Below are 21,294 nucleotides of genomic sequence, written 5' to 3'. Positions count from 1 at the left end.
TTCTTATCATCCTATCTATTTTACACCAAATCATGATATAATGAAAGAGGTAACACAAAAGAAATAACAAGATTAAACACAAGGAGATCATGATGTTAAAACTCGGAACAATTGGAACAGGCGATATTGCTCACCAATTTGTCAAGGCTGCTCATTCGACAAAACAGTATCAACTGACTACGGTCTATTCACGAACAATACAAACCGCTCAAACATTTGCCAGTCATTATACAGATGTCCAGTGTAGTACAGACATAGCTGATTTTTTAGCAAGCTCTATTGATATTGTCTATATTGCAAGCCCAAATTCTCTACATTTTCCTCAAGCAAAAGCTGCTATTTTAGCGAATAAGCATGTGATTGTGGAAAAACCTGCTGTTTCATGCCCAGAAGAATGGGCTGAATTGGTAACATTAGCTCAAGAACAACATGTTTACATTTTTGAAGCAGCTCGAAACTATCATGAACAAGCATTTGACATCATCACAGACTTTCTCAAAAATAAAACGATTCTTGGGGCACATTTCACCTATGCGAAGTATTCTTCCAAAATGCCAGCTCTGTTAGCTGGACAAGAGCCAAACGTCTTTTCTGCTAAGTTTTCAGGCGGTGCTCTAATGGATTTAGGTATTTATCCTATCTATGCTGCTGTACGGCTGTTTGGAGCGCCAGCAAGTGCTTATTACACCGCTCAACAGTTGCCAAATACTATCGATTTAAATGGGATAGGAAGCTTGATCTATCCAGAATTTCAAGTGACTATCCAAACTGGAAAAAATATCAATAGCTTTTTCCCTGCCGAGATTTACACAACAGACGGTACATTGACCTTAAATTCGATTGAATTTATCACATCGGCTGTTTTTCAAGATTTAAATAAAGAGAAAAAGACTCTTGAAATTACGCGCTCTTCTCACACCATGGCAGAAGAAGCCAAACAATTCGCTCAAGTATTAAGTGGTGAGATAAAACAAGAAACTTACCAAAATTGGCTAGATGCTGCTACTACTGTGCATAAAATTCTGTTTAGCATGCGACAAGATGCTGGCATTAGATTTGAGGCTGATCATGATAACAACTAATTTTCCGAAAATTTGGCAAAATCAACTCACCAAACTTGGCTTTGAGCATTTAACTCCTATTCAAGAGCAACTCTTTTCGCCTATTACAGAAGGAGAAAATGTCCTTGGGATAAGCCCTACCGGAACTGGAAAAACACTTGCCTATCTTTTTCCCAACCTTCTAAAGCTAAAGCCCAAGAGATCCCAGCAATTACTAATCTTGGCTCCCAATACAGAGCTTGCTGGACAAATTTTCGACGTCACCAAAATGTGGGCTGAACCACTTGGCTTAACAACTCAATTATTTCTATCCGGTTCCAGTCAAAAGCGACAAATTGAACGTTTAAAAAAAGGGCCAGAAATTCTCATTGGAACACCTGGACGCGTCTTTGAACTTATCAAACTTCGAAAAATAAAAATGATGAATGTTGATACAATCGTTCTGGATGAATTTGATCAGTTACTTAGTGATTCGCAATATCATTTTATTCAACATATTCTACATCATGTACCTCGTGAACATCAATTGATTTATATGAGTGCGACTGCTAAATTTGATCAAAAGAAACTTGCTGAAAATACACTTCAAATCAAATTAGACAATCAACAACTTGATAATATTCAGCATTTTTATATGCAGGTCAAACAACGCGACAAAGTTGAATACTTGCGAAAGCTCGCTCATGTATCAGAATTTCGTGCTCTTGTCTTTTTCAACATCCTTTCAAACTTAGGAAGTGCAGAGGAAAAATTACAATATCGTCACATTCAGGCTGTATCCTTAGCTAGTGATGTCAACATAAAATTCCGCAAGGTTATCTTAGATCAGTTTAAAAATGACGAACTTACGCTGTTACTAGCTACTGACTTAGTAGCTAGAGGAATTGATATTGATTCTCTCGAATGCGTCATCAACTATGACCTACCTATCGACCTTGAAACCTATACACACCGTGCTGGGCGAACTGGACGAATGGGCAAAAAAGGATCTGTCATTACATTCATCAGCCACCCAGAAGAATTAAAAACACTTCAAAAATATGCCCAAGTTCAAGAAATTATCTTAAAAAACCGTGAACTTTATCTGAAATAAAAATGTTATAGAAAAAGAGATAGGAAGTAATCATCCTATCCCTTTTTCTATTTAATATCCTCCATAATATAACTGATGTCCCTCTAGTCGATGTTGCAAGAGCTCACTTACAGTAACCAAGGTGTAACCATTCTTTTGTAAATACTCAATCACACTCGGTAAAGCGTTAATAGTCGTTTGATGAATGTCATGCATTAAAATGATAGAGCCCGAAGTTGTCTGTTTTTTTACTTGCTCCATAATAGACTGAGTGTTGCGATTTTTCCAATCCAAACTATCCACATTCCACATAACAAAAGACATATCAATCGCATTTCGGATCGTGTCATTGATTGCTCCATAAGGTGGACGCATCAATTTTGGACTTTCCCCAATAACAGATTGAAGGGCTACTTGTGTTTCCTCAATCTGTTTTTTCGCTTGGTCAAGAGAAAGAGTTGTCAACAGTGGATGACTCCAACTATGATTGCCGATTTCGTGTCCCTCATTATGGACGCGTTTGATCAGTTGTTCATTTCCAGCCACATTTTTTCCCAACATGAAGAAAGTTCCCTTGACATGGTACTTAGCTAAAATATCCAAAGCATGTGGTGTTGTTTCTGCATTGGGACCATCGTCAAACGTCAAAGCTACTAATTTTTGCTGTTTTTTAGCTAGGTAAGACTGATAAGCCACCAATTCCTCTCCTTTTAAATAATGCTCATCAATCACTTCATATAAGGTTGATAAGGGAACTTCTATCTTTGAAACTCGCTCATTGTTTTTATAAAATAGCTTAAGTTTTCCCCTTTCATAACTAAATACCCATTGAGAGATATCTTTCGCTTGAAATTCCTGTAAAATTTTCTGTCCCTCAACTTTATTGAGCGCAGCAATCTTCTGGTGAATATCTTTTAATAAGATTTTTTTACCTTGCTCAACATTTTTAAGCAAACGATTTAAGCTAAACACTTTATTATCAGATGATACATAAACAAAATCAAGGAAATCCTCTTCAACTTCTCCAACTTTTGTAGTCAATATCGGATAAGAAATTCTCTTAATATTAACCTTCCTAACTCCTGAAAAATCTGTTGCAGTTAGTTGGCTAATATAAAAAACTAACCTATCAATCTCCAAATTCCGATTTTTTTTATTGGAAAGCCTTCGAATATCTTCATTGATTTTCTCCTTAACAATGCCAATATCTTGCTTACCACTATCTGTTAGTGGATAATAAGATGTAATATAACGACTTCCTATGCGTCTTGTCTGCTTTCGTACTGAATCTTGATTATATTTGGTATCTGCCTTTTTTAAAATCTGGACAATTTGATGATCTAATTTTCTCTTTTGCAATAATTTTTTAACCTGAAAACTTCCAAAAATAACAATACTTAAAAGAAAGACATTCAGCACAATGAGAATTATTTTTTTCACTCCACGACCTTTCTTAGATATCTCTTCATGACTTTGCTTCAAAATTATAGAACTTTATAACTATGTACACCAACTGCAAGACGTAGCATTTTACCACAAAACTATTGTAAATTCGGTAACTATACCTTCAACTTGCGCAACAAAGGATATCATTTCCAAAACTATTCCATCTAACAAAAAAGGCTAAAAACGTAATTATTTTTCAAGCCTTTCATTTTTTAGTGCGAAAACTTAAAGGGTCTTTTCTTGTATAACTTCAACTTTATAGCCATCTGGGTCTTTAATAAAATAATAATTCGGTTTCGTCCCAGGAAGACCATTTGGTTGGGTAACTTCATAACCCTTAGCAGTATGTTCAGCGTGAAGCTTCAGCAAATCAGGCGTACTCAAAGCCATATGAGCAAAACCATCTCCAATCATATAAGGTCCATGATCATAGTTATAAGTCAATTCTAACTCATACTCATCACCTTCAAGTCCCAAATAAGCAATTGTAAACTGATGTTCTGGGAAATCTTTGCGCCGTAATTCTTTAAATCCAAATGCATCTGCATAAAATGCAATAGATTGTTCTAAACTCTCCACTCGCAAACAAGTATGTAACATTTTAGAAGTCATCATTATCCTCCTTTACTTTTTATTATATCGTAAATTACAACTTTTCTCTAGCCTCGGCCATAAAAAACAGATAGCAGCAAATAGGACTAACCAAAAAGTTATTCCTATCCCATTCTTCTAAAGTTTCTAAGCTCAAAAAGCAACTCATCTTGAGACTTGTTGCGCAAAATTTCCTCTTGCAACCTCAAAGTAAACCATTGAACTAGCAAGCACTGCATCATTGACTTGTACCATAGTATGCTTTGAGGCTGGGAACAATTCGTCCCAGCCTCTTTTTCTTTATTTACCTAATTTTGCTTTAGCCGCATCTGCAAGAGCTGTGAAAGCTGCTGTATCATTGACAGCTAAGTCAGCAAGCATTTTACGGTTTACTTCAATTTCAGCCAATTTCAGACCATGCATCAATTGTGAATATGAAAGTCCATTCATACGAGCTGCCGCATTGATACGCGTAATCCACAATTTACGGAAATCACGTTTCTTTTGACGACGGTCACGATATGCATAGTAGTATGAGTTCATTACTTGTTCTTTTGCTGTACGGAACAAGATATGTTTTGCACCATAGTAACCTTTAGCTAATTTTAAAATACGTTTACGACGTTTGCGCGATACAACGCCACCTTTAACACGTGCCATTTATATTTCCTCCAATATTTCCTAGAATAATCTACTGCAAAATCTCTTATTTAAGACCTGTCAGCATTGCTTTGATACGTTTGAAATCTCCTGAATGCACCATTGCTGCTTTACGAAGATGACGACGTTGTTTTTTAGTTTTTCCGTGGAAACGGTGAGAAGTGTAAGCACGGAAACGTTTCAAGCCACCAGAACCTGTACGTTTGAAACGTTTAGCTGATGCGCGGTGTGTTTTTTGTTTTGGCATGATATTTTTCTCCTTTTTCTAACTTCTAACAGATTACTTTTTGTCAGGGATTGGTGCTAACTGCATGAACATTTGACGTCCATCCATCTTAGCTCTTTGTTCAATAATCGCAATATCCTGCGTTGCTTGAGCAAAGTCGGCTAATACTTTCGCTCCGATTTCTTTGTGAGTAATCATCCGCCCTTTAAAGCGAATAGAAACTTTCACTTTATTTCCTTTTTCAAGGAACTTGCGTGCATTACGAAGTTTTGTATCAAAGTCACCTTTGTCAATAGTTGGACTAAGACGAACTTCTTTCACAGTAACAACACTTTGTTTTTTGCGTTGCTCTTTTTGTTTTTTCTGATACTCAAACTTGAACTTTCCATAGTCCATAATTTTTGCAACAGGCGGTTTAGCTTGTGGTTGAATCAGAACAAGATCCACATTTGCATCGTCAGCAATCGCTTGCGCTTCGCTAAGTGGTTTAATGCCCAATTGCTCACCATCAAGACCGATCAAACGAACTTCACGTACACGAATTTCATCATTGATGAATAAGTCTTGTTTTGCTATGGTTTTCACCTCTTTTTTATTTTTAGAGAAAAACAAGAGCGGACTTGCTAACGCAAGTCCGCACTACATGATAGTATTTCATTCCTGAAACTTAATCCGTAGAGCCAGACAACGTTAGTCGCAAGGCGAGAAGTTCTCACTTCTGCTTTTCTCAACTTTTATATGATAACAAGTTTCGGATTATTTGTCAAGGATTTTTTTAGCTTTTTCTTCGATAAAATTCACAACTTCCACAATTCCGACACCAGTCGTATCAAAATGAATAGCATCATCTGCTGGTTTTAAAGGAGAAACTGAACGGTGACTGTCCTTATAATCACGATCTGAAATTTCTTTTTTGAGGGTTTCCAAATCAGTTGGAATACCTTTTTCAAGATTTTCTTTATAGCGGCGTTGAGCTCTTTCCTCAACTGAGGCTACAAGAAAAATTTTTAACTCTGCATGAGGCAAAACAACTGTTCCAATGTCACGCCCATCCATAACAATACCGCCTTGAGTGGCAATTTCTCGTTGTAAATCAACCAACTTTTCTCGTACTTCTGGAATTGCAGACACCCAAGAAACATTGTTAGTGACTTCATTTTCTCGAATCGGATGCGTCACATCTACATCTCCAACAAAAACGAGTTGCTCTCCATTTTTACCACGTCCAAAACTAACAGGATAAGTATCTAATAGCGCAACAATTTCAGACCATTTTTCCGCTGATAAATCATTTTTTAAAGCTAAGTAAGTCGCTGCACGATACATCGCACCTGTATCCAAGTAAGTGTAATCAAAATCTTTTGCAATAATTTTTGCAACTGTTGACTTTCCACTTGAAGCTGGGCCATCAATAGCAATTTGAATCTGTTTCATTCGGCACTCCTATCGAATTTTTACTACATCACCTGGATTAGCGTACCACGCACCTGTTGTCATGTGAGACGGATTTAAACGCTCTAATTCCGCAATTGAAATCCCCGCACGCGCAGCAATGGCAGCTTCTCCTTCTCCAGCCTGAACGGTAATCGTTCCTTCAGATGATTGCGGCTGACTGCTATCACTTGCTGCTTTAGAAGAAGTGGGAGCACTAGAACTTTCACTTGATTTACTAGTAGTTTTTGCAGCATTATAAAAGCCCTCCGTTGCTGCTTTCTTACTACTTCCACCAGTAGATAAATAAATCATCATTCCTACCATTACAATCACTATAACGAAAAAAATAACAGCTAAAATCGTCAACACACGATTAGCTACTACACCGTTCGTTTTTTTGCTTCTCGCCAATTCATTTTCTCCCTTGTCGTAAATATCTTCTTCCCATGGTTCCTTTGCCATGACTTCCTCCTTGTATTTTTTCCAAATTCCGATTACAATATGAGTATGAAAGTTACACTCATTCCTGAACGATGCATTGCTTGTGGTCTTTGTCAAACCTATTCTGACCTATTTGATTACCATGATAATGGTATTGTCAAATTTTATAAAGATAATGAGCTTCTGGAAAAGGAAGTTCCCGAAACACCTGATATTATTGAAGCGATCAAAAACTGTCCTACAAAAGCTCTTATGAAAGAGTAGTTTTTTTAGGATGAGCATAATATAGTTCAAAATAGTCTACATGGGTTAAATTATCCACTAATTCAACTTCCCCTTTAAAATGGTCATTCAAAGCCAAAGCATTTACAAAATACTTCTTAGGCCACTTGCGCATACAAAACGTACGGCCTTTTTCTTTGCCATCAAAGAAGAGAGTAATAGAGGTCTTTGTTACCTCTACCTTACGAATCGTTGAAATTTCAATCTTTGAAGGTGTAAATGGGTTTGCCGTTATGATTCTTAAAATCCCATCGTCATATATCGTAAAATATCTATGCACGCCAATTCCCAATAATACCATGAATAAAAAGAAAGAGAACAGGACTAAAAACGGAACTTCTGAACTTTCAAACAAAAATGCAAAACCTATAAAAATCGGAATAACCGATAAAGACCAATAAATAATTAGAAGAGAAAGATCTGGCTGCCAATGGTAACGCAATTGCCCAAAAATCTTTATCATATCTACACCTCCTCTTATATAGTTTATCATAAAAAAAAGAAAAATGGGAGTGAGATTAAACAACAAAGAAAAAAATTAAGGAGGCAAGATACTATCTCTCTCATCCCTTATCACAGTAGTCGAAAATGATAGCTATGTTAAGAGAAGAATACCTCAACTGACTCACAAGTAACTTGACATTTTATTTTCCTAATATTCAACCGACAGAATGGATGGTCATATTTTCATTCTCAATAAATTTCCGATATTTTGTGCTGTTCGGACGAGGTTTTCTTCTGCCCTATCTAAAGTAATAATTAAAGGTTCGACTTGAGAAATGATTGGAAAAGCAGCCTGAATGTTCTCTACTGGAAAATCTGGTAAATCATTCCTTAGACTACCACAAATAGCAATTACAGGAATATTGATTGGCGTTCTCCTTGCTACTCCAATAGGGGCTTTACCTGACAGACTTTGCTGATCCATTCGACCTTCACCCACAATCACTAAATCAGCCTTTTTGACACGATTATCAAAATCGAGCAAGTTGAGACAAGTATCAATCCCTGATACAATTTTTCCATGCGCAAATGTCACTAGCCCTGCTGCCATACCTCCTCCAGCACCGGCACCAGCCAGTGAAAAGATTGTTGGATTCGCCTGTTTATAAAACGTTGCCATGGCTTGATCTACTTGAGAAAATAGCAAATCAGGCAAGCCTTTTTGACCCCCAAAAATGTATGTAGATCCGTTTTCACCACAGAGAGGATTCATAACATCTGTCAGAATCTGAATATCCAAATTTCCTAAACTTGCAGGAACTTTATCCGCTGAAATGCGAGCCACACGGTCTAAAGACGAACCCTTTGCTTGGAGCAAGTGATTATCCTTATCAAAAAATTCATAACCCAATCCAGCTGCCATTCCAATTCCACCATCATTGGTAGCCGAACCACCTACGCCAATATAAATTTGCCTCACATCTTCTTTGGCGAGATACAAAATTAACTCTCCTAATCCTCTGGTATCAAGAGTCAAAGGGTTTCTTTTTTCTGATGAGATACTCGCCAACCCAACCAAGTCAGCCATTTCAAAGAGAGCCACATCGCCTTTACGAGCATATTTCATCGTAACTGCCTCGCCGAATGGTCCGGTTACTGTCCTTTCATATTCGGATAATTTCATTGAGGCGACTAAAGCAGCAACTGTTCCTTCGCCACCATCTCCAATAGGTAGTAAATCAAATGTTGCTTCCGGGATTGCCTTAGAAAAACCTTCTTTTATGGCCTCTGCAACACTTTTAGCCGATAAACTTTCTTTAAAAGAGTCAGGTACAATTAAAATATGCATACTCTAATCCTCGCTTTCTATCTCTTCCAAAAGTTTTACGACCTGATACAAGTCATTCTGATGAATTTGATAAGGTGCTTGCGCTCTCACAATAGGCTTGGCATTAAAAGCAATCCCAATTCCTGCTGTTAATATCATTGGAAGGTCATTAGCACCATCTCCTACAGCAATGGTTTGAGCAAGAGTCAAGTTGTTTTCCTCTGCCCATTGCTTTAGCATTGCTTTTTTGACTTCTTTTGTGACAACTGTCCCTAAAACCCTACCTGTCAGCTGGCCATCTTTTACTTCCAAGTGATTAGCTTTTACATAATCTATGTCCAACTTCACTGCTAATTCATCTACTATTTCATGAAATCCACCTGATACAATACCAACCTTATAACCACGCTGATGCATTTCTTCTATCAACTGTCGAGCCCCTTTAGTAAAATGAATTTTCTTAGAAACTTGTTTAAAAATGGCCTCAGGGAGTCCTTTAAGCAGGGTCACACGCTCTAGCAGAGCCGCTTCGAAATCATATTTTCCTTGCATGGCACATTTTGTAATAGCTGCAACCTGCTCACCAACTCCTACTTCAGCCCCTAGTAAATCAATTATTTCTTCTTTCACCAAAGTACTATCCACATCCATTACCAATAATCCTATGGCTCTCATATTATTACCTCATACATTTTTGAATATATAAAAATTTGCTTGACAAAAGAAACTACAATATAAAGTAAAAAATCTCTGCCTATATAACAAACAGAGATTTTTTACTTTATTCAATACCAATTTCAGCGCGTACAATATCTGCAATTGTATTAACGTAATAATCGACTTCCTCATGACTTGGTGCTTCCGCCATGACTCGTAAAAGAGGCTCCGTTCCACTTGGACGAACAAGAATGCGACCATTTCCAGCCATTTCTTCTTCCATTTTTTCAATCACAGCTTTAATAGCAGGAACTTCCATGGCCTTATCCTTCATAGTATTTTCAACACGGATATTAACCAATTTTTGCGGATAAATTGTTACTTCTGAAGCTAATTCAGATAAAGTTTTGCCTGTTTCTCTCATTACTTTTGTCAATTGAACGGCTGTCAGCTGACCGTCACCCGTCGTATTATAATCCATGATAATAACATGCCCTGATTGCTCACCACCAAGATTGTAACCCGATTTGCGCATTTCTTCTACGACATAACGGTCACCAACAGCTGTAATCACTTTATTAATACCTTCACGATCCAAGGCTTTATGGAAACCTAGATTTGACATAACAGTTGTTACGATTGTATTTTGGGCTAGCAACCCTTTTCCAGAGAGGTATCTCCCAATGATGTACATGATTTTATCACCATCAACAATCTCACCATTTTCATCTACCGCAATCAAGCGATCACTATCTCCATCAAATGCCAAACCAAGTGCTGAGCCTGATTCACGAACTGTTTCTTGCAATTTTTCAGGATGTGTAGAACCTACATTTAAATTGATATTCAACCCATCTGGATTTTCTCCAATAACTGTCAATCTAGCTCCCAAATCTACAAATACCTGACGAGCACTCGTTGAAGCAGCACCATTCGCTGTATCCAAAGCCACTTTCATTCCGTCTAAATCAAGACCAGTCGATACGAGATACTGCTGATATTTGCGCAGCCCTTCTGGATAATCCATTAGCGTCCCTAAGCCTTCCGCACTTGGACGTGGTAAATTGTCTTCTTTAGCATCAAGAAGTGCTTCAATTTCTAACTCGCGATCATCATCTAGCTTATAACCATCTCCGCCGAAAAATTTAATACCGTTGTCAAGTGCAGGATTATGGCTAGCTGAAATCATAACCCCAGCACTTGCTTTTTCAGATTTCACCAGATAAGCTACACCTGGTGTTGCAATTACCCCGAGTTTATAAACACGAATCCCAACAGAAAGAAGTCCAGCTACTAGAGCGCTTTCCAGCAATTCTCCTGAGATGCGTGTGTCACGTCCTACAAAAACACGAGGCACTTCTTTTTCATGTTGGCTCAATACATAGCCACCAAATCGACCTAATTTAAACGCTAATTCTGGCGTTAATTCCACATTTGCTTCTCCACGAACTCCGTCCGTTCCGAAATATTTTCCCATTTTTTTAAAATCCTTTCAATACTTTTATTTGGATGAGCTCGTCGAACTTGAAGACGAACTTGATGATTTAACAGTAATTTTTATGGTTGTCTCATAAGGAGTAATCACACTTGGCAAAACTGTACCATTCGCATCAACTGCCTGTAGTGGGGCATTGCCTGAATAGTTAGCAGATATTTTTTCACTAGTTGGCACTACTGCTTCTACATGATCGACCTTGGCTAGCGTGTCCTCATCACTTGTAACGGTTACTTTATGGTCACCAACAGTCACTCGATCAATTGTTAACCCCTCTGCCAACTGAGCAGAACTAATAGTTGTTTTAACTTCAAATGTTTTACTTGCCTTCTTACCAATCTTCACCGTAATCTTAGCCGGTGTAACAGTAGCAGTCAACCCACTTGGTAAATTTTTAACAGCTAAAGGTACCTCTCTTGTTCCTTCCGTAGCTTTTGTTAAATCCGCTACAACTTTAAACTTTCGAGTACTTTCTTGCATCTCACTAGCAAGTGTTACACGATTGGAACCTGTTAACACTACTGATACTTCTGATGCAAAACCACTAATAAAATACTTTTCGCTATTGTATTTGATATCAATTGGAACACTAGGTAAGGTATTGGTATATGTTTCAGACTTAGTTTGTCTGGCACTTGAGTTATTTTGGTAATTTGTCGTTGTTGCATAAATAAATAAAACAACAGCAAAAAAGATAGAAGAAACAATATACCAAATCTGCTTATGATTTCTCATGTCTCCGACCTCCTAGCACACGAACTCTAAATGATGATTTTGGCTGCTCATCAGAAACTAACACCTTCCGCAACTCTGCTTCAAATTCTTTTAAGGTCAAATCATGTTTGAAAACCCCGTTATGTGTGATGGAAATACCTCCCGTTTCCTCTGACACTACAAAAGTAAGAGCATCTGACACTTCTGAAAGACCGATTGCGGCACGGTGGCGCGTCCCAAATTCTTTCGAAATTCCTGTGTTTTCCGTAAGCGGAAGATAAGCGCAAGAAACGGCTATTTTATTATCTCTTACAATAACAGCTCCATCGTGTAATGGCGTATTCGGAATAAAAATATTGATTAACAACTCACCTGAAACATCAGCATCTAAAGAAATTCCTGTGGTAATGTATTCTTGTAAAGTTCTACTTCCTTGGATAGCAACAAGAGCTCCAATTTTCCGAGGACTCATATAATCTACTGCCTTGACAAATGCCTGTACCATTCTTTCCTCAGAGCTGATGGGTGCTGTCGAAAACAAATCCGTTGCGCGTCCCAATCTTTCCAGACCTGTACGAATCTCAGGTGTAAAAATTACAACTGCCGCAATTACTCCATAGGTAATGACTTGGTTGATTAACCAAGAAACTGTGGTTAAACCAATAGCATTGGCAATAATTTGAGCAAGCACAAAAATTAAAACCCCTCGAACAAGAATCATAATTTTGGTACCAGCGATTGCTTTTGTAAAATAAAATAAAATCCAAGCAATTAGCGCAATATCGATAATATTGATGACAATACTCCAAGGGCTAGAAAATAAACTAGCCCAATATTGGAGATTGGACAATTGCTGAAAATTCATTTTCAGTGTCCTCACTTTCTCAACCTAAAAAACGTTCTTGACTATTATATCACTTTTCAAGATATTTTTCTGTAACCTTCTTTACTTTTTTATGATAAAATATTTCTTATGAAGATAAATACAGCATTGGGCCTTTTGGCAGGCAAGTCCTCCCACTTTGTTCTCAGCAAAATGGGGCGTGGTTCGACCCTGCCAGGGAAAGTTGCCCTAACATTTGACAAAAACATTTTACAAAACCTAGCGAAGAACTATGAGGTCGTGGTTATTACCGGAACCAATGGTAAAACTCTAACTACAGCTCTGACGGTAGGCATTCTCAAGGAAGTTTTCGGAGAAGTGGTGACCAATCCCAGTGGTGCCAATATGATTGCGGGGATTACCACAACTTTCCTGACCGCTAAGAAAGGCAAATCTGGCAAGAATATTGCTGTACTAGAAATTGACGAAGCGAGTCTTTCTCGTATTTGTGACTATATCAAGCCAAGCCTTTTTGTCTTTACCAATATTTTCCGTGACCAAATGGATCGTTACGGAGAGATTTACACGACCTACCAAATGATTCTCGATGCTGCAGCGAAAGTACCTGAAGCGACTGTACTGATGAACGGTGACAGCCCGCTCTTTAACTCGGTCAGACTGAAGAATCCCGTCCGCTACTATGGATTTGACACCAAAAAAGGGCAAGCTGAGTTAGCGCATTATAATACTGAGGGCATCCTCTGTCCCAAGTGTCAGCATATTCTAAAATACAAGCTCAATACTTATGCTAATTTAGGTGATTATATTTGTGAATATTGTCATTTTAAACGCCCTGAATTAAACTACAAACTGACCCAATTAACTAGCCTTCACCACAATAGTTCAGAATTCGTCATTGATGATCAAGACTATCACATCAATATTGGAGGCCTTTATAACATCTACAACGCTTTAGCAGCCGTTTCTGTTGCTCAGTTCTTTGAAGTCGACTCAGCTACCATCAAGGCTGGTTTTGACAAAAGTAGAGCCGTTTTCGGACGTCAGGAAACGTTCAAGATTGGCGACAAAGAATGCACGCTAGTTCTGATTAAAAATCCAGTTGGAGCTACGCAAGCTCTAGAAATGATCAAGCTTGCTCCTTATTCATTCAGTTTGTCAGTTCTCCTCAACGCCAACTACGCAGATGGCATTGATACCAGCTGGATTTGGGACGCTGATTTTGAGAAAATTTTAGACATGGATATCTCGCATATCATTGCTGGTGGTGTTCGTCATTCTGAAATTGCTCGTCGCTTGCGAGTCACTGGTTATGATGCCAAGCAAATCAATGAAGTAGCTGATTTGAGTCAAGTCTTTGAAGAAATTAAACATCAGAAAACCAGACATGCCTATATCTTAGCAACCTACACCGCCATGTTAGAATTTCGTGAACTACTTGCTTCTAATCAGGTTGTCAGAAAGGAGATGAACTAATGGTTTATAGATCCCTCACTTCTCCTGAAAACCAGGATTATCGCTATGATGTAAGGATTGCCCACCTCTATGGCAATCTCATGAATACCTACGGGGACAATGGAAATGTGCTCATGCTCAAGTATGTGGCTGAAAAGTTAGGCGCTAGGGTTGAGGTCGATATTGTCTCTCTAGAAGATGACTTTGACAAGGACAGCTACGACATCGTCTTCTTTGGGGGTGGTCAAGACTATGAGCAAACGATCGTGGCTCGTGACTTGCCAGCTAAAAAAGAGGCTTTAGAAAGTTTTATTAACGAAAATGGCGTAATGCTAGCTATCTGCGGCGGCTTCCAACTCCTAGGCCAATACTATATCGAAGCATCAGGTCGACGGATCGAGGGCTTAGGTATCATGGGACATTATACCCTCAATCAGACTAATAATCGCTACATCGGCGACATCAAGATTCATAATGAAGAATTTGATGAAACTTACTATGGTTTTGAAAATCATCAAGGACGGACGTTTCTGTCTGATGATGAAAAACCACTGGGCAAGGTTGTCTATGGAAATGGTAACAACCAAGAGGATGGTTGCGAAGGCGTTCATTATAAAAATGTCTTTGGCTCCTACTTCCATGGCCCCATTTTATCCCGAAACGCAAACTTGGCCTACCGTCTGGTGACCACCGCTCTGAAAAACAGGTATGGCTCAAATATTGAACTGGCTGCTTATGAAGATATCCTAGCTCAAGAAATCCCAGAAGAATACGGAGATATCAAGAGCAAGGCTGAATTTGAATAAAGAATAATATAAATATATTGGAGAATCATTATGAAAGAAAAACTACACTACATCCTGCTTTTAATTACCATTCTATTGGTGGCCGGTATTTCCTTGGCCAATATGCAGAGCGTCAATGTTAGCTTTATCCTATTTAGCTTCAAACTTCCCTTGATTATATTGATTTTGATCTCAGTTCTCCTGGGTTCTGTCACGACCTTCCTCATCAGCATGGTGAAAAATTTCTCACTGAAAAAAGAACTTAAGAAAACCAAAGAAGCTCTTGAAAACTCACATACAACAAACTAGGTTGGAAATTATTCCAGCCTAGTTTTTTTATATTCTCTTTTAGTAAGGGTAGGGAAAACATTGTAATCTCTAAGAAGCTCATTTTACACAGAAACTGCACACTCCTACACCTTATCCGCCAGTTCTTCCCATTCTAGCAGGACTTCTTCTTGGGCATCGGTCAGCTGGTCGATTTGCTGCTGGCTCTCCATGAGTTCGCCGGCGTCGTTGGTTGCCTGCATGGCTTCCTGAAGCTGACTGATCTGACTGTCCAAGTCCTCGATTTGCGCTTCCAGCTGCTCTAGGCGGCGGGCCAGCCGGCGCTGTTCTTTCTGGTTTTCCTTTTGAAGCTGATAGTTATTGGCAGGTGCTGGCTTGTCAGGACTGACCTGCTCCGCCTCCTCACACAAGGCTTCCTGCTCTGCCTTTTTTTCCAGATAGTAGTCATAATCACCCAGATAAAGGGTGGAGCCTGTCTCAGAGAGCTCAATAATCTGGGTGGCCACACGGTTGATAAAGTAACGATCATGGCTGACAAAGAGCAGGGTGCCGTCAAAGTCAATCAGGGCATTTTCCAGCACTTCCTTGCTATCAATGTCCAGGTGGTTAGTCGGCTCGTCTAGGATGAGAAAGTTGTTGTTTTCCATAGACAGCTTGGCTAGAAGCAGCCGCGCCCGCTCTCCACCTGATAGCATGCCGACAGACTTCTTGACATCGTCTCCCGAGAAGAGGAAAGCGCCTAAGCGATTGCGAATCTCGACCTCTGGCGTCAGCTTGAAGTCATTCCATAGCTCATCGAGAACCGTATTGCTGGGAGTCAGTTTGCTCTGGGTCTGGTCATAGTAGCCTACTTCCACATTAGCCCCCAACTGCTCCTTACCTCTGATGAAGGGCACTTGACCGATTAGTGATTTAATCAAGGTAGTCTTTCCAATCCCATTTGGCCCGACAATAGCTACCGCATTAAACTTGCGAATATCAAGGTTAATCGGCTCTGACAGGACTTCCTTTCCGTAGCCAATAGCTGCGTCTTCCAAAGTCAGAACAACATTTCCAGAAACCTTATCGGATTTGAAGGTCATATTAGCCGAGCGGCTGCCAGTCTCCGGCCTGTCCAAACGCTCCATCTTTTCCAGCTGTTTGCGGCGGGACTGAGCCCTCTTGGTAGTGGAGGCTCGGACTAGATTGCGATTGACAAAGTCCTCTAGCGCAGCAATTTCTTTCTGTTGCTTTTCGTAATTCTTAGCTTCAGTGGCTAACTTCTGCTCCTTTTGGACCACGAAGCTAGAATAATTGCCCACATAACGATCCAAGGAATGTTTGGTCAAATCCAGCGTGATAGTTGCAACCTTGTCCAGGAAATAACGGTCGTGACTGACGATAATCAATGCACCGCTGTAGTTAATCAAGTAAGTCTCCAGCCAGGCAATAGTCTCGATATCCAAGTGGTTGGTCGGCTCGTCCAGTACCAGCAGTTCTGGCTTTTCCAAAAGCATCTTAGCCAGAGCCAGACGGGTATTCTGCCCGCCCGAAAGCTCAGAAATCTTCATCTGCCACATGGACTGGTCAAACTTGAAACCATTCAAAATAGCTCGAATATCGGCCTCGTAGGTAAAACCACCTTTCTGGCGAAAGCCCTCTGACAGCTGGTCGTACTGGGTCATGAGAGCAGTCAGGTCTTCCCCTGACAATTCTCCCATTTGCAGCTCCATCTGCCGCAAACGCTTCTCTTGCTGACGCAGACTATCAAAGACCAGCAGCATCTCGTCGTAGATGGTATTCTCCGACTCAAAGCGGCTGTCCTGAGCCAGATAGGACAGGGACAGGTCTCGTTTTTTATTGATCTGACCAGAAGTAGGCTCTTCCTCGCCCACCAAAATCTTGAGCAGGGTTGACTTTCCAGCTCCATTTTTACCGACGAGGGCAATTCGATCACCCTCATCCACCTGCAGGTTAATATTGTTAAAAAGAAGCTCACCTGCAAAAGAGCGCTCAATCTTGCTTGCTTGTAAAATAATCATAACCCTATTATAGCAAATTCATAGTCCAACTACCATTCTAGAAAATAAAAATACGGTCAAGATAAACCGCATTTCATCTAAAAGTATGTAAAATTTCTTGATTTTGCATCACGAGGTAAATACCTAATAAAATAATCAAAATGAAAAGAACGAATTTGATGATTCCTTTTACAAAACGGATTACCCAAAGGATCATCATAGAACCAATCAACCACATAACAGCTGAATGATTGAAAAAGCCTTGAACTGCCTGACTGTTTTCGCCAAAAAAACTTTGGATAGGAGCTGGAATATGTTCTCGCCATGCAGCTGTCACTCCAATACGATTTGCGATATCAGAGCCACTTTTCCATAACCATGCAAAAATACTAGAATTAAAGAGAAACAAAAAAACTTGCTCTGGGAAATATCTAATGACTTTAAATATATTTTTTAACATTTTATGATTGATACAACTCCTTTACTGTTTGAACGTCCACTGCTTGAATACTATAAAATGAACCAGAGGACTGCATGACAGATTTTTCTTCATTGTGTTCTAATCCAATCGCATGTCCCAATTCATGTTCTGCTGTGTTTACGATTCGTTCATAAGAGTAGCCGTATTGACTGTTTAATAGATAATAACGATTTAAACGAACAATTACAGTTGTGAAACGTTTAGTCAACAAATTTGTTTGTGATTCTGCTTCACCAGCTGCATTCACAGTAGCATTATTCATCTCCGTAGCCACAATATTCGCCTGCTTTTTATCATCTACTATCTGAAAAGTGAATGCACCTGTTTTATTCCAAGCATGAATGGCTTCCTGATAAGCCAAGCGAAGCGTTGAATTTTTTGTATCTATATACACCGTAGCACTTGCTTTATCCCACCGAACACCAGATTGGTGAACATGATTGTCTGATAATTGCTTGGTAATATCTTTCACATGTTGCCCAACGCTTCGTTGACGATCTTGCCCATTTATATAACGATAAAGTTGTCGCACATCTTGCTGAAGAATTGTAACAAAATTCGTTTTAGAAGGACTCATGATATACAAACTTCCTACAAAAAGAAGTGCTACCAAGGCAATAGTATAAACCAAACACCACATCAAGCGCAAGAACGCCGAAAACATTCCAAATACAAACCTCATTCTCGCCCTCCTAATTTAAAATATAAAGAGTAAGTATAATGAGATTCACTTAAAAAATTCTTAAAATAGATAGAGCATAATAGAAATAACAAATCTCTAAAAATCATTCCCTGTCAAATATAAGAACCCAAGATACCACACTTAAGATAGGCGTTCCTCTACTTCAAAACCAATTGGCAACCATTTAAGAAATTTTTCTAATTGTTTTTCCCAATAATACCACTCGTGCTTTCCTGGAGCATGATGATACGTAATATCTAACTCGCACTCGCGTAATTTTTTAACGGCTATTTCATTTGCTTGATAGAGAAAATCTTGCTCTCCACACCAAGCATAGAATTTAGTTCTTTTATCTGACTTCTTTGCCATCGTTGTTAGAAAATGTTGCTCAACACCAGCTGCTTTCAAATCACCAAACACACCTTGCCAATAGTTGAGTGTTCCTCCAGGAAGGTCCTCTATATTCACATCATCCAAACCGATTCCAATGGCACCTGAGAAGGACCCCGCATAAGAGAATTGATCTGTTGTCAATGCTATTTTATAAGCCCCATAACCTCCCATAGATAAACCAGCGATAAATGTTTTTTCACGTTTTCGACTCATATTTGGAAAGAAACGTTGCATGACTTCAGGCAGTTCTTTGGCTATAGCATCATAGTATTTTAATCCATAAGTAGTATTCGTGTACCAAGCAAGATCTGTTGATGGCATAATTACAATTAAATTTGTATGGCGTAATAGACGCTCAATATTTGTCCGCTTCCGCCAAGAATTTTCATTTCCACCCATACCATGCAAAAGATAAAGAACGGGAATATCGGTGTCTGTCATCCGACTTGGCTCTACCGCGTCTGCATCAGGATAGATGACATTGACACGACGCTCCATTTCTAATACTGTAGAATGATATTCAATTTCAAAAAATGCCATGTTGTCTCCTTTTTATATCTACATATGAATGTAAGAAAGGGGTTGGAACAAGTGTCCTGACCCCATTATTTTTGTTACTATCTTGTCAAATGCCTCCAGCGATCTTAACGCACTTCCATTACAACTGGTAAAATGGCTGGCCGACGTTTCGTTTGCTCAAAGAGGTATTTCGCAAGATTGTCACGTACAGCCCCCTTCAATTCGCCCCAATCAAAATTATCCTTTGCGAGGTAATCTTCAACTGTCTTATTGATTAAATCAGCACTTTCACGTAAAATATCGCGACTTTTCTTGGCATAAACAAAACCACGTGTATGAATCTTCGCTCTGGAAATAATCTTCTTATCACGTCGGTTCACTGTAATCGCTACGATAAAGATACCGTCCTCGGATAAAACTTTACGGTCACGCAGAACAATATTTCCCACATCACCAATCGCATTTCCGTCAATCATGACGTCACCAGCAGGTACTGCTCCAGCAGGTAAAAAATCGCCTTTTTCATATTCCATAATGCTACCACGTTTTGGAATAAAAATGTTCTCTGGCAACATTCCAACAGCCATCGCAGCTTTAGCATGCGCTGCTAATTCACGGTATTCTCCTTGAATCGGAAACAAGAATTTTGGCTGCAAGAGATTTAACATCAGTTGCAAATCGCGTTCATTTCCATGACCGGACACTCGTAAATCTTGCGTAATCAATTTAACAACACCACCTGCTTGGTAGATCATATTTTCTACACGTGCCACCAAGGCTTCTTTTGCGATAGACGGTGTGGTAACAATATAAATCAAATCGCCTTCCTTAATTTCTACATAGCGGTGACGACCAATAGACATCTTACGCAACCCATTGATGGGCTCACCCATTCGACCAGTTTCCAAAATGATCAATTCATGATCTTCAAACTTAGACATTTCTTTAGGTTTAATCAGCAAGCGTTCATCTACAAGGGATAATTTCTTCAAGCGAATAGCTGTACGAACGATATTTTCAACATCAAATCCAGTTAATACAACACGACGTCCCGTTCTAGCAGCTGCTTCAAAAACTTGCTGAATACGAGAAAGATTGCTCGCAACTGCCGCAACAATCACGCGCCCATCCCAATCCCCAATCGTATCACTAATTTCCTTTGCAACTTCACTCTCACTTGCCACTTGAATACTACTATCCGCATTGGCAGAATCACTAAGAAGAGCTAGGACACCTTCGCGACCAATCTCTGCCAAACGAGCAAAATCTGTCGCATAAGACTGGCTAGCTGTTTGATCAAACTTGAAATCACCTGTGTAAACAATATTGCCTTCAGGCGTTTTCAAAATAATTCCTAAACTCTCTGGAATTGAGTGTGTTGTTTTAAAGAAAGACACAACCGTATCTCCAAAGTCAATCTCTGTATCTTCATCAATCACATGAAAATTATTGAATTTTTTGACTGTATCATTTCCTTTGACAAATAACTTGGCCAGCTCAATCGTCAGTTCCGAACCAAATACAGGTACCTTTATTTCCGCCAATAAATAAGGCAGAGCACCAATCGCGTCTGCATGACCGTGTGTCAAAAAGACTCCTGCAATGCGGTCCTTATTTTCAAATAAATAGTCCATATTTGGAATGACAAAGTCCACACCAAGCTGTTCATTTTCCGGATACTTTAGTCCGACATCAAGGATAAAAATAGATTCATCCACTTCAGCGATGTAAAGATTTTTTCCATTTTCACGTACACCGCCCAAAGCAATCAATTTAATATTGCTCATTGATTCTCCTTTTCATATTTTTCTTACTAACGGCCCTTGGCTTCCCAAGTCGAATTACAGTTTTGCAAGTATTTTGCATATTTTATTTATTATACTACTTTTCATGATTTTTTTCAAAGAGGAGAGCATACAAGAATGTGGTAAACTTTTGTAGAAAAAACAATATTTAAGTTAAAGGAGAGTTGATTTTTAGCAAATTTTTCAAAAAAAGAC

The 21,294-nt window shown here is 39.1% G+C and carries 24 protein-coding genes and 1 other annotated feature; of the genes, 6 read left to right on the top strand and 18 right to left on the bottom strand.

Features of this window, described 5'->3' with window-relative positions; all coding sequences use genetic code 11:
- Nucleotides 1-92: 92 nt before the first annotated feature.
- On the top strand, nt 93-1,082 hold the full coding sequence (locus HMPREF1654_RS05535) for a Gfo/Idh/MocA family protein (protein WP_003072403.1): 990 nt from the start codon (nt 93-95) through the stop codon (nt 1,080-1,082).
- Nucleotides 1,069-2,154 carry a DEAD/DEAH box helicase gene (locus HMPREF1654_RS05530; protein WP_003077018.1) on the top strand — a complete coding sequence of 362 codons (1,086 nt, stop codon included), beginning with the start codon at nt 1,069-1,071 and terminating at the stop codon, nt 2,152-2,154. Before HMPREF1654_RS05535 ends, HMPREF1654_RS05530 begins: the two co-directional genes overlap by 14 nt.
- A 51-nt stretch (nt 2,155-2,205) precedes the next feature.
- On the opposite strand, the gene HMPREF1654_RS05525 is transcribed toward HMPREF1654_RS05530, so the two are convergent.
- The 7 genes from HMPREF1654_RS05525 to HMPREF1654_RS05495 all read right to left on the bottom strand — a co-directional run bounded on the left by HMPREF1654_RS05525 (nt 2,206) and on the right by HMPREF1654_RS05495 (nt 6,952).
- The gene (locus HMPREF1654_RS05525; protein WP_003072399.1) at nt 2,206-3,573 is read right to left on the bottom strand and encodes a polysaccharide deacetylase family protein; all 1,368 of its coding nucleotides are present in this window, start codon (nt 3,571-3,573) and stop codon (nt 2,206-2,208) included.
- A gap of 231 nt (nt 3,574-3,804) precedes the next feature.
- Nucleotides 3,805-4,191, bottom strand: coding sequence for a lactoylglutathione lyase (gene gloA / locus HMPREF1654_RS05520; RefSeq protein WP_003076252.1), 387 nt, complete (start codon nt 4,189-4,191; stop codon nt 3,805-3,807).
- A gap of 279 nt (nt 4,192-4,470) precedes the next feature.
- On the bottom strand, nt 4,471-4,830 hold the full coding sequence (gene rplT / locus HMPREF1654_RS05515) for a 50S ribosomal protein L20 (protein ID WP_003072395.1): 360 nt from the start codon (nt 4,828-4,830) through the stop codon (nt 4,471-4,473).
- Nucleotides 4,831-4,876: 46 nt separating this feature from the next.
- Nucleotides 4,877-5,077 (bottom strand): 50S ribosomal protein L35, encoded by a 201-nt coding sequence (rpmI, locus tag HMPREF1654_RS05510; protein WP_003025048.1) that lies wholly within the window; start codon nt 5,075-5,077, stop codon nt 4,877-4,879.
- Between the two features lie 33 nt (nt 5,078-5,110).
- Entirely contained in the window at nt 5,111-5,641 is a 531-nt protein-coding gene (gene infC / locus HMPREF1654_RS05505) for a translation initiation factor IF-3 (RefSeq protein ID WP_003025051.1), read from the bottom strand.
- Nucleotides 5,642-5,656: 15 nt separating this feature from the next.
- Nucleotides 5,657-5,786 (bottom strand) — a sequence feature (ribosomal protein L20 leader region).
- 26 nt (nt 5,787-5,812) lie between these two features.
- Nucleotides 5,813-6,490, bottom strand: coding sequence for a (d)CMP kinase (cmk, locus tag HMPREF1654_RS05500; protein WP_003035090.1), 678 nt, complete (start codon nt 6,488-6,490; stop codon nt 5,813-5,815).
- 9 nt (nt 6,491-6,499) lie between these two features.
- Complete coding sequence (locus HMPREF1654_RS05495; RefSeq protein WP_003076958.1) at nt 6,500-6,952, bottom strand: SAG1386/EF1546 family surface-associated protein; 453 nt, start codon at nt 6,950-6,952, stop codon at nt 6,500-6,502.
- Nucleotides 6,953-6,997: 45 nt separating this feature from the next.
- Here HMPREF1654_RS05495 and HMPREF1654_RS05490 point away from each other — a divergent pair, with 45 nt between their 5' ends.
- Nucleotides 6,998-7,195, top strand: a complete 198-nt coding sequence (locus HMPREF1654_RS05490) for a ferredoxin (RefSeq protein WP_003035062.1) — start codon at nt 6,998-7,000, stop codon at nt 7,193-7,195.
- Here HMPREF1654_RS05490 and HMPREF1654_RS05485 read toward each other — a convergent pair.
- The 6 genes from HMPREF1654_RS05485 to cdaA all read right to left on the bottom strand — a co-directional run bounded on the left by HMPREF1654_RS05485 (nt 7,182) and on the right by cdaA (nt 12,715).
- Nucleotides 7,182-7,676 (bottom strand): EbsA family protein, encoded by a 495-nt coding sequence (locus HMPREF1654_RS05485; RefSeq protein ID WP_003035038.1) that lies wholly within the window; start codon nt 7,674-7,676, stop codon nt 7,182-7,184. The genes HMPREF1654_RS05490 and HMPREF1654_RS05485 overlap by 14 nt on opposite strands.
- A gap of 216 nt (nt 7,677-7,892) precedes the next feature.
- Nucleotides 7,893-9,005, bottom strand: coding sequence for a glycerate kinase (locus tag HMPREF1654_RS05480; RefSeq protein ID WP_003076543.1), 1,113 nt, complete (start codon nt 9,003-9,005; stop codon nt 7,893-7,895).
- Between the two features lie 3 nt (nt 9,006-9,008).
- The gene (serB, locus tag HMPREF1654_RS05475; protein ID WP_003076416.1) at nt 9,009-9,659 is read right to left on the bottom strand and encodes a phosphoserine phosphatase SerB; all 651 of its coding nucleotides are present in this window, start codon (nt 9,657-9,659) and stop codon (nt 9,009-9,011) included.
- A gap of 106 nt (nt 9,660-9,765) precedes the next feature.
- Nucleotides 9,766-11,118: a phosphoglucosamine mutase gene (gene glmM / locus HMPREF1654_RS05470; protein WP_003077033.1), complete on the bottom strand. Its 1,353-nt coding sequence runs from the start codon at nt 11,116-11,118 to the stop codon at nt 9,766-9,768.
- A 24-nt stretch (nt 11,119-11,142) separates the two neighbouring features.
- Nucleotides 11,143-11,871 carry a CdaR family protein gene (locus tag HMPREF1654_RS05465; RefSeq protein ID WP_003076410.1) on the bottom strand — a complete coding sequence of 243 codons (729 nt, stop codon included), beginning with the start codon at nt 11,869-11,871 and terminating at the stop codon, nt 11,143-11,145.
- The gene (gene cdaA, locus HMPREF1654_RS05460; RefSeq protein ID WP_003072382.1) at nt 11,858-12,715 is read right to left on the bottom strand and encodes a diadenylate cyclase CdaA; all 858 of its coding nucleotides are present in this window, start codon (nt 12,713-12,715) and stop codon (nt 11,858-11,860) included. Before cdaA ends, HMPREF1654_RS05465 begins: the two co-directional genes overlap by 14 nt.
- Before the next feature lie 108 nt (nt 12,716-12,823).
- On the opposite strand from cdaA, the gene murT reads away from it, so the two are divergent.
- From murT to HMPREF1654_RS05445, 3 genes are read left to right on the top strand one after another with little or no spacing between them, the layout of a single operon-like run.
- Complete coding sequence (gene murT, locus HMPREF1654_RS05455; RefSeq protein WP_003076245.1) at nt 12,824-14,167, top strand: lipid II isoglutaminyl synthase subunit MurT; 1,344 nt, start codon at nt 12,824-12,826, stop codon at nt 14,165-14,167.
- The gene (gene gatD / locus HMPREF1654_RS05450; protein WP_003076396.1) at nt 14,167-14,952 is read left to right on the top strand and encodes a lipid II isoglutaminyl synthase subunit GatD; all 786 of its coding nucleotides are present in this window, start codon (nt 14,167-14,169) and stop codon (nt 14,950-14,952) included. Before murT ends, gatD begins: the two co-directional genes overlap by 1 nt.
- A 30-nt stretch (nt 14,953-14,982) precedes the next feature.
- Nucleotides 14,983-15,240 carry a lipopolysaccharide assembly protein LapA domain-containing protein gene (locus HMPREF1654_RS05445; RefSeq protein WP_003076604.1) on the top strand — a complete coding sequence of 86 codons (258 nt, stop codon included), beginning with the start codon at nt 14,983-14,985 and terminating at the stop codon, nt 15,238-15,240.
- Nucleotides 15,241-15,344: 104 nt separating this feature from the next.
- On the opposite strand, the gene HMPREF1654_RS05440 is transcribed toward HMPREF1654_RS05445, so the two are convergent.
- The 5 genes from HMPREF1654_RS05440 to HMPREF1654_RS05420 form a co-directional block, all read right to left on the bottom strand.
- Entirely contained in the window at nt 15,345-17,240 is a 1,896-nt protein-coding gene (locus HMPREF1654_RS05440) for an ABC-F family ATP-binding cassette domain-containing protein (RefSeq protein ID WP_003076833.1), read from the bottom strand.
- 73 nt (nt 17,241-17,313) lie between these two features.
- Nucleotides 17,314-17,679, bottom strand: coding sequence for a hypothetical protein (locus HMPREF1654_RS05435; protein ID WP_009568837.1), 366 nt, complete (start codon nt 17,677-17,679; stop codon nt 17,314-17,316).
- A 1-nt stretch (nt 17,680) separates the two neighbouring features.
- A complete protein-coding gene (locus HMPREF1654_RS05430) occupies nt 17,681-18,382 on the bottom strand; it encodes a matrixin family metalloprotease (RefSeq protein ID WP_003076522.1) in 702 nt (233 codons plus the stop codon).
- 141 nt (nt 18,383-18,523) lie between these two features.
- Nucleotides 18,524-19,315 (bottom strand): alpha/beta hydrolase, encoded by a 792-nt coding sequence (locus tag HMPREF1654_RS05425; RefSeq protein ID WP_014829719.1) that lies wholly within the window; start codon nt 19,313-19,315, stop codon nt 18,524-18,526.
- A 104-nt stretch (nt 19,316-19,419) separates the two neighbouring features.
- Nucleotides 19,420-21,081, bottom strand: coding sequence for a ribonuclease J (locus tag HMPREF1654_RS05420; RefSeq protein WP_003076932.1), 1,662 nt, complete (start codon nt 21,079-21,081; stop codon nt 19,420-19,422).
- Nucleotides 21,082-21,294: the final 213 nt, after the last annotated feature.

It is taken from the genome of Streptococcus intermedius SK54 = ATCC 27335 (genome assembly GCF_000413475.1).
Taxonomy (GTDB): domain Bacteria; phylum Bacillota; class Bacilli; order Lactobacillales; family Streptococcaceae; genus Streptococcus; species Streptococcus intermedius.
This window is presented reverse-complemented; position numbering and strand designations above follow the sequence as displayed.

Coding starts and splice junctions, on each gene's coding strand:
- HMPREF1654_RS05535 (WP_003072403.1), top strand. CDS start 93: ATGTTAAAACTCGGAACAATTGGAACAGGCGATATTGCTCACCAATTT.
- HMPREF1654_RS05530 (WP_003077018.1), top strand. CDS start 1,069: ATGATAACAACTAATTTTCCGAAAATTTGGCAAAATCAACTCACCAAA.
- gloA (WP_003076252.1), bottom strand. CDS start 4,191: ATGACTTCTAAAATGTTACATACTTGTTTGCGAGTGGAGAGTTTAGAA.
- rplT (WP_003072395.1), bottom strand. CDS start 4,830: ATGGCACGTGTTAAAGGTGGCGTTGTATCGCGCAAACGTCGTAAACGT.
- rpmI (WP_003025048.1), bottom strand. CDS start 5,077: ATGCCAAAACAAAAAACACACCGCGCATCAGCTAAACGTTTCAAACGT.
- cmk (WP_003035090.1), bottom strand. CDS start 6,490: ATGAAACAGATTCAAATTGCTATTGATGGCCCAGCTTCAAGTGGAAAG.
- HMPREF1654_RS05495 (WP_003076958.1), bottom strand. CDS start 6,952: ATGGCAAAGGAACCATGGGAAGAAGATATTTACGACAAGGGAGAAAAT.
- HMPREF1654_RS05490 (WP_003035062.1), top strand. CDS start 6,998: ATGAAAGTTACACTCATTCCTGAACGATGCATTGCTTGTGGTCTTTGT.
- HMPREF1654_RS05485 (WP_003035038.1), bottom strand. CDS start 7,676: ATGATAAAGATTTTTGGGCAATTGCGTTACCATTGGCAGCCAGATCTT.
- HMPREF1654_RS05480 (WP_003076543.1), bottom strand. CDS start 9,005: ATGCATATTTTAATTGTACCTGACTCTTTTAAAGAAAGTTTATCGGCT.
- serB (WP_003076416.1), bottom strand. CDS start 9,659: ATGAGAGCCATAGGATTATTGGTAATGGATGTGGATAGTACTTTGGTG.
- glmM (WP_003077033.1), bottom strand. CDS start 11,118: ATGGGAAAATATTTCGGAACGGACGGAGTTCGTGGAGAAGCAAATGTG.
- HMPREF1654_RS05465 (WP_003076410.1), bottom strand. CDS start 11,871: ATGAGAAATCATAAGCAGATTTGGTATATTGTTTCTTCTATCTTTTTT.
- cdaA (WP_003072382.1), bottom strand. CDS start 12,715: ATGAATTTTCAGCAATTGTCCAATCTCCAATATTGGGCTAGTTTATTT.
- murT (WP_003076245.1), top strand. CDS start 12,824: ATGAAGATAAATACAGCATTGGGCCTTTTGGCAGGCAAGTCCTCCCAC.
- gatD (WP_003076396.1), top strand. CDS start 14,167: ATGGTTTATAGATCCCTCACTTCTCCTGAAAACCAGGATTATCGCTAT.
- HMPREF1654_RS05445 (WP_003076604.1), top strand. CDS start 14,983: ATGAAAGAAAAACTACACTACATCCTGCTTTTAATTACCATTCTATTG.
- HMPREF1654_RS05440 (WP_003076833.1), bottom strand. CDS start 17,240: ATGATTATTTTACAAGCAAGCAAGATTGAGCGCTCTTTTGCAGGTGAG.
- HMPREF1654_RS05435 (WP_009568837.1), bottom strand. CDS start 17,679: ATGTTAAAAAATATATTTAAAGTCATTAGATATTTCCCAGAGCAAGTT.
- HMPREF1654_RS05430 (WP_003076522.1), bottom strand. CDS start 18,382: ATGAGGTTTGTATTTGGAATGTTTTCGGCGTTCTTGCGCTTGATGTGG.
- HMPREF1654_RS05425 (WP_014829719.1), bottom strand. CDS start 19,315: ATGGCATTTTTTGAAATTGAATATCATTCTACAGTATTAGAAATGGAG.
- HMPREF1654_RS05420 (WP_003076932.1), bottom strand. CDS start 21,081: ATGAGCAATATTAAATTGATTGCTTTGGGCGGTGTACGTGAAAATGGA.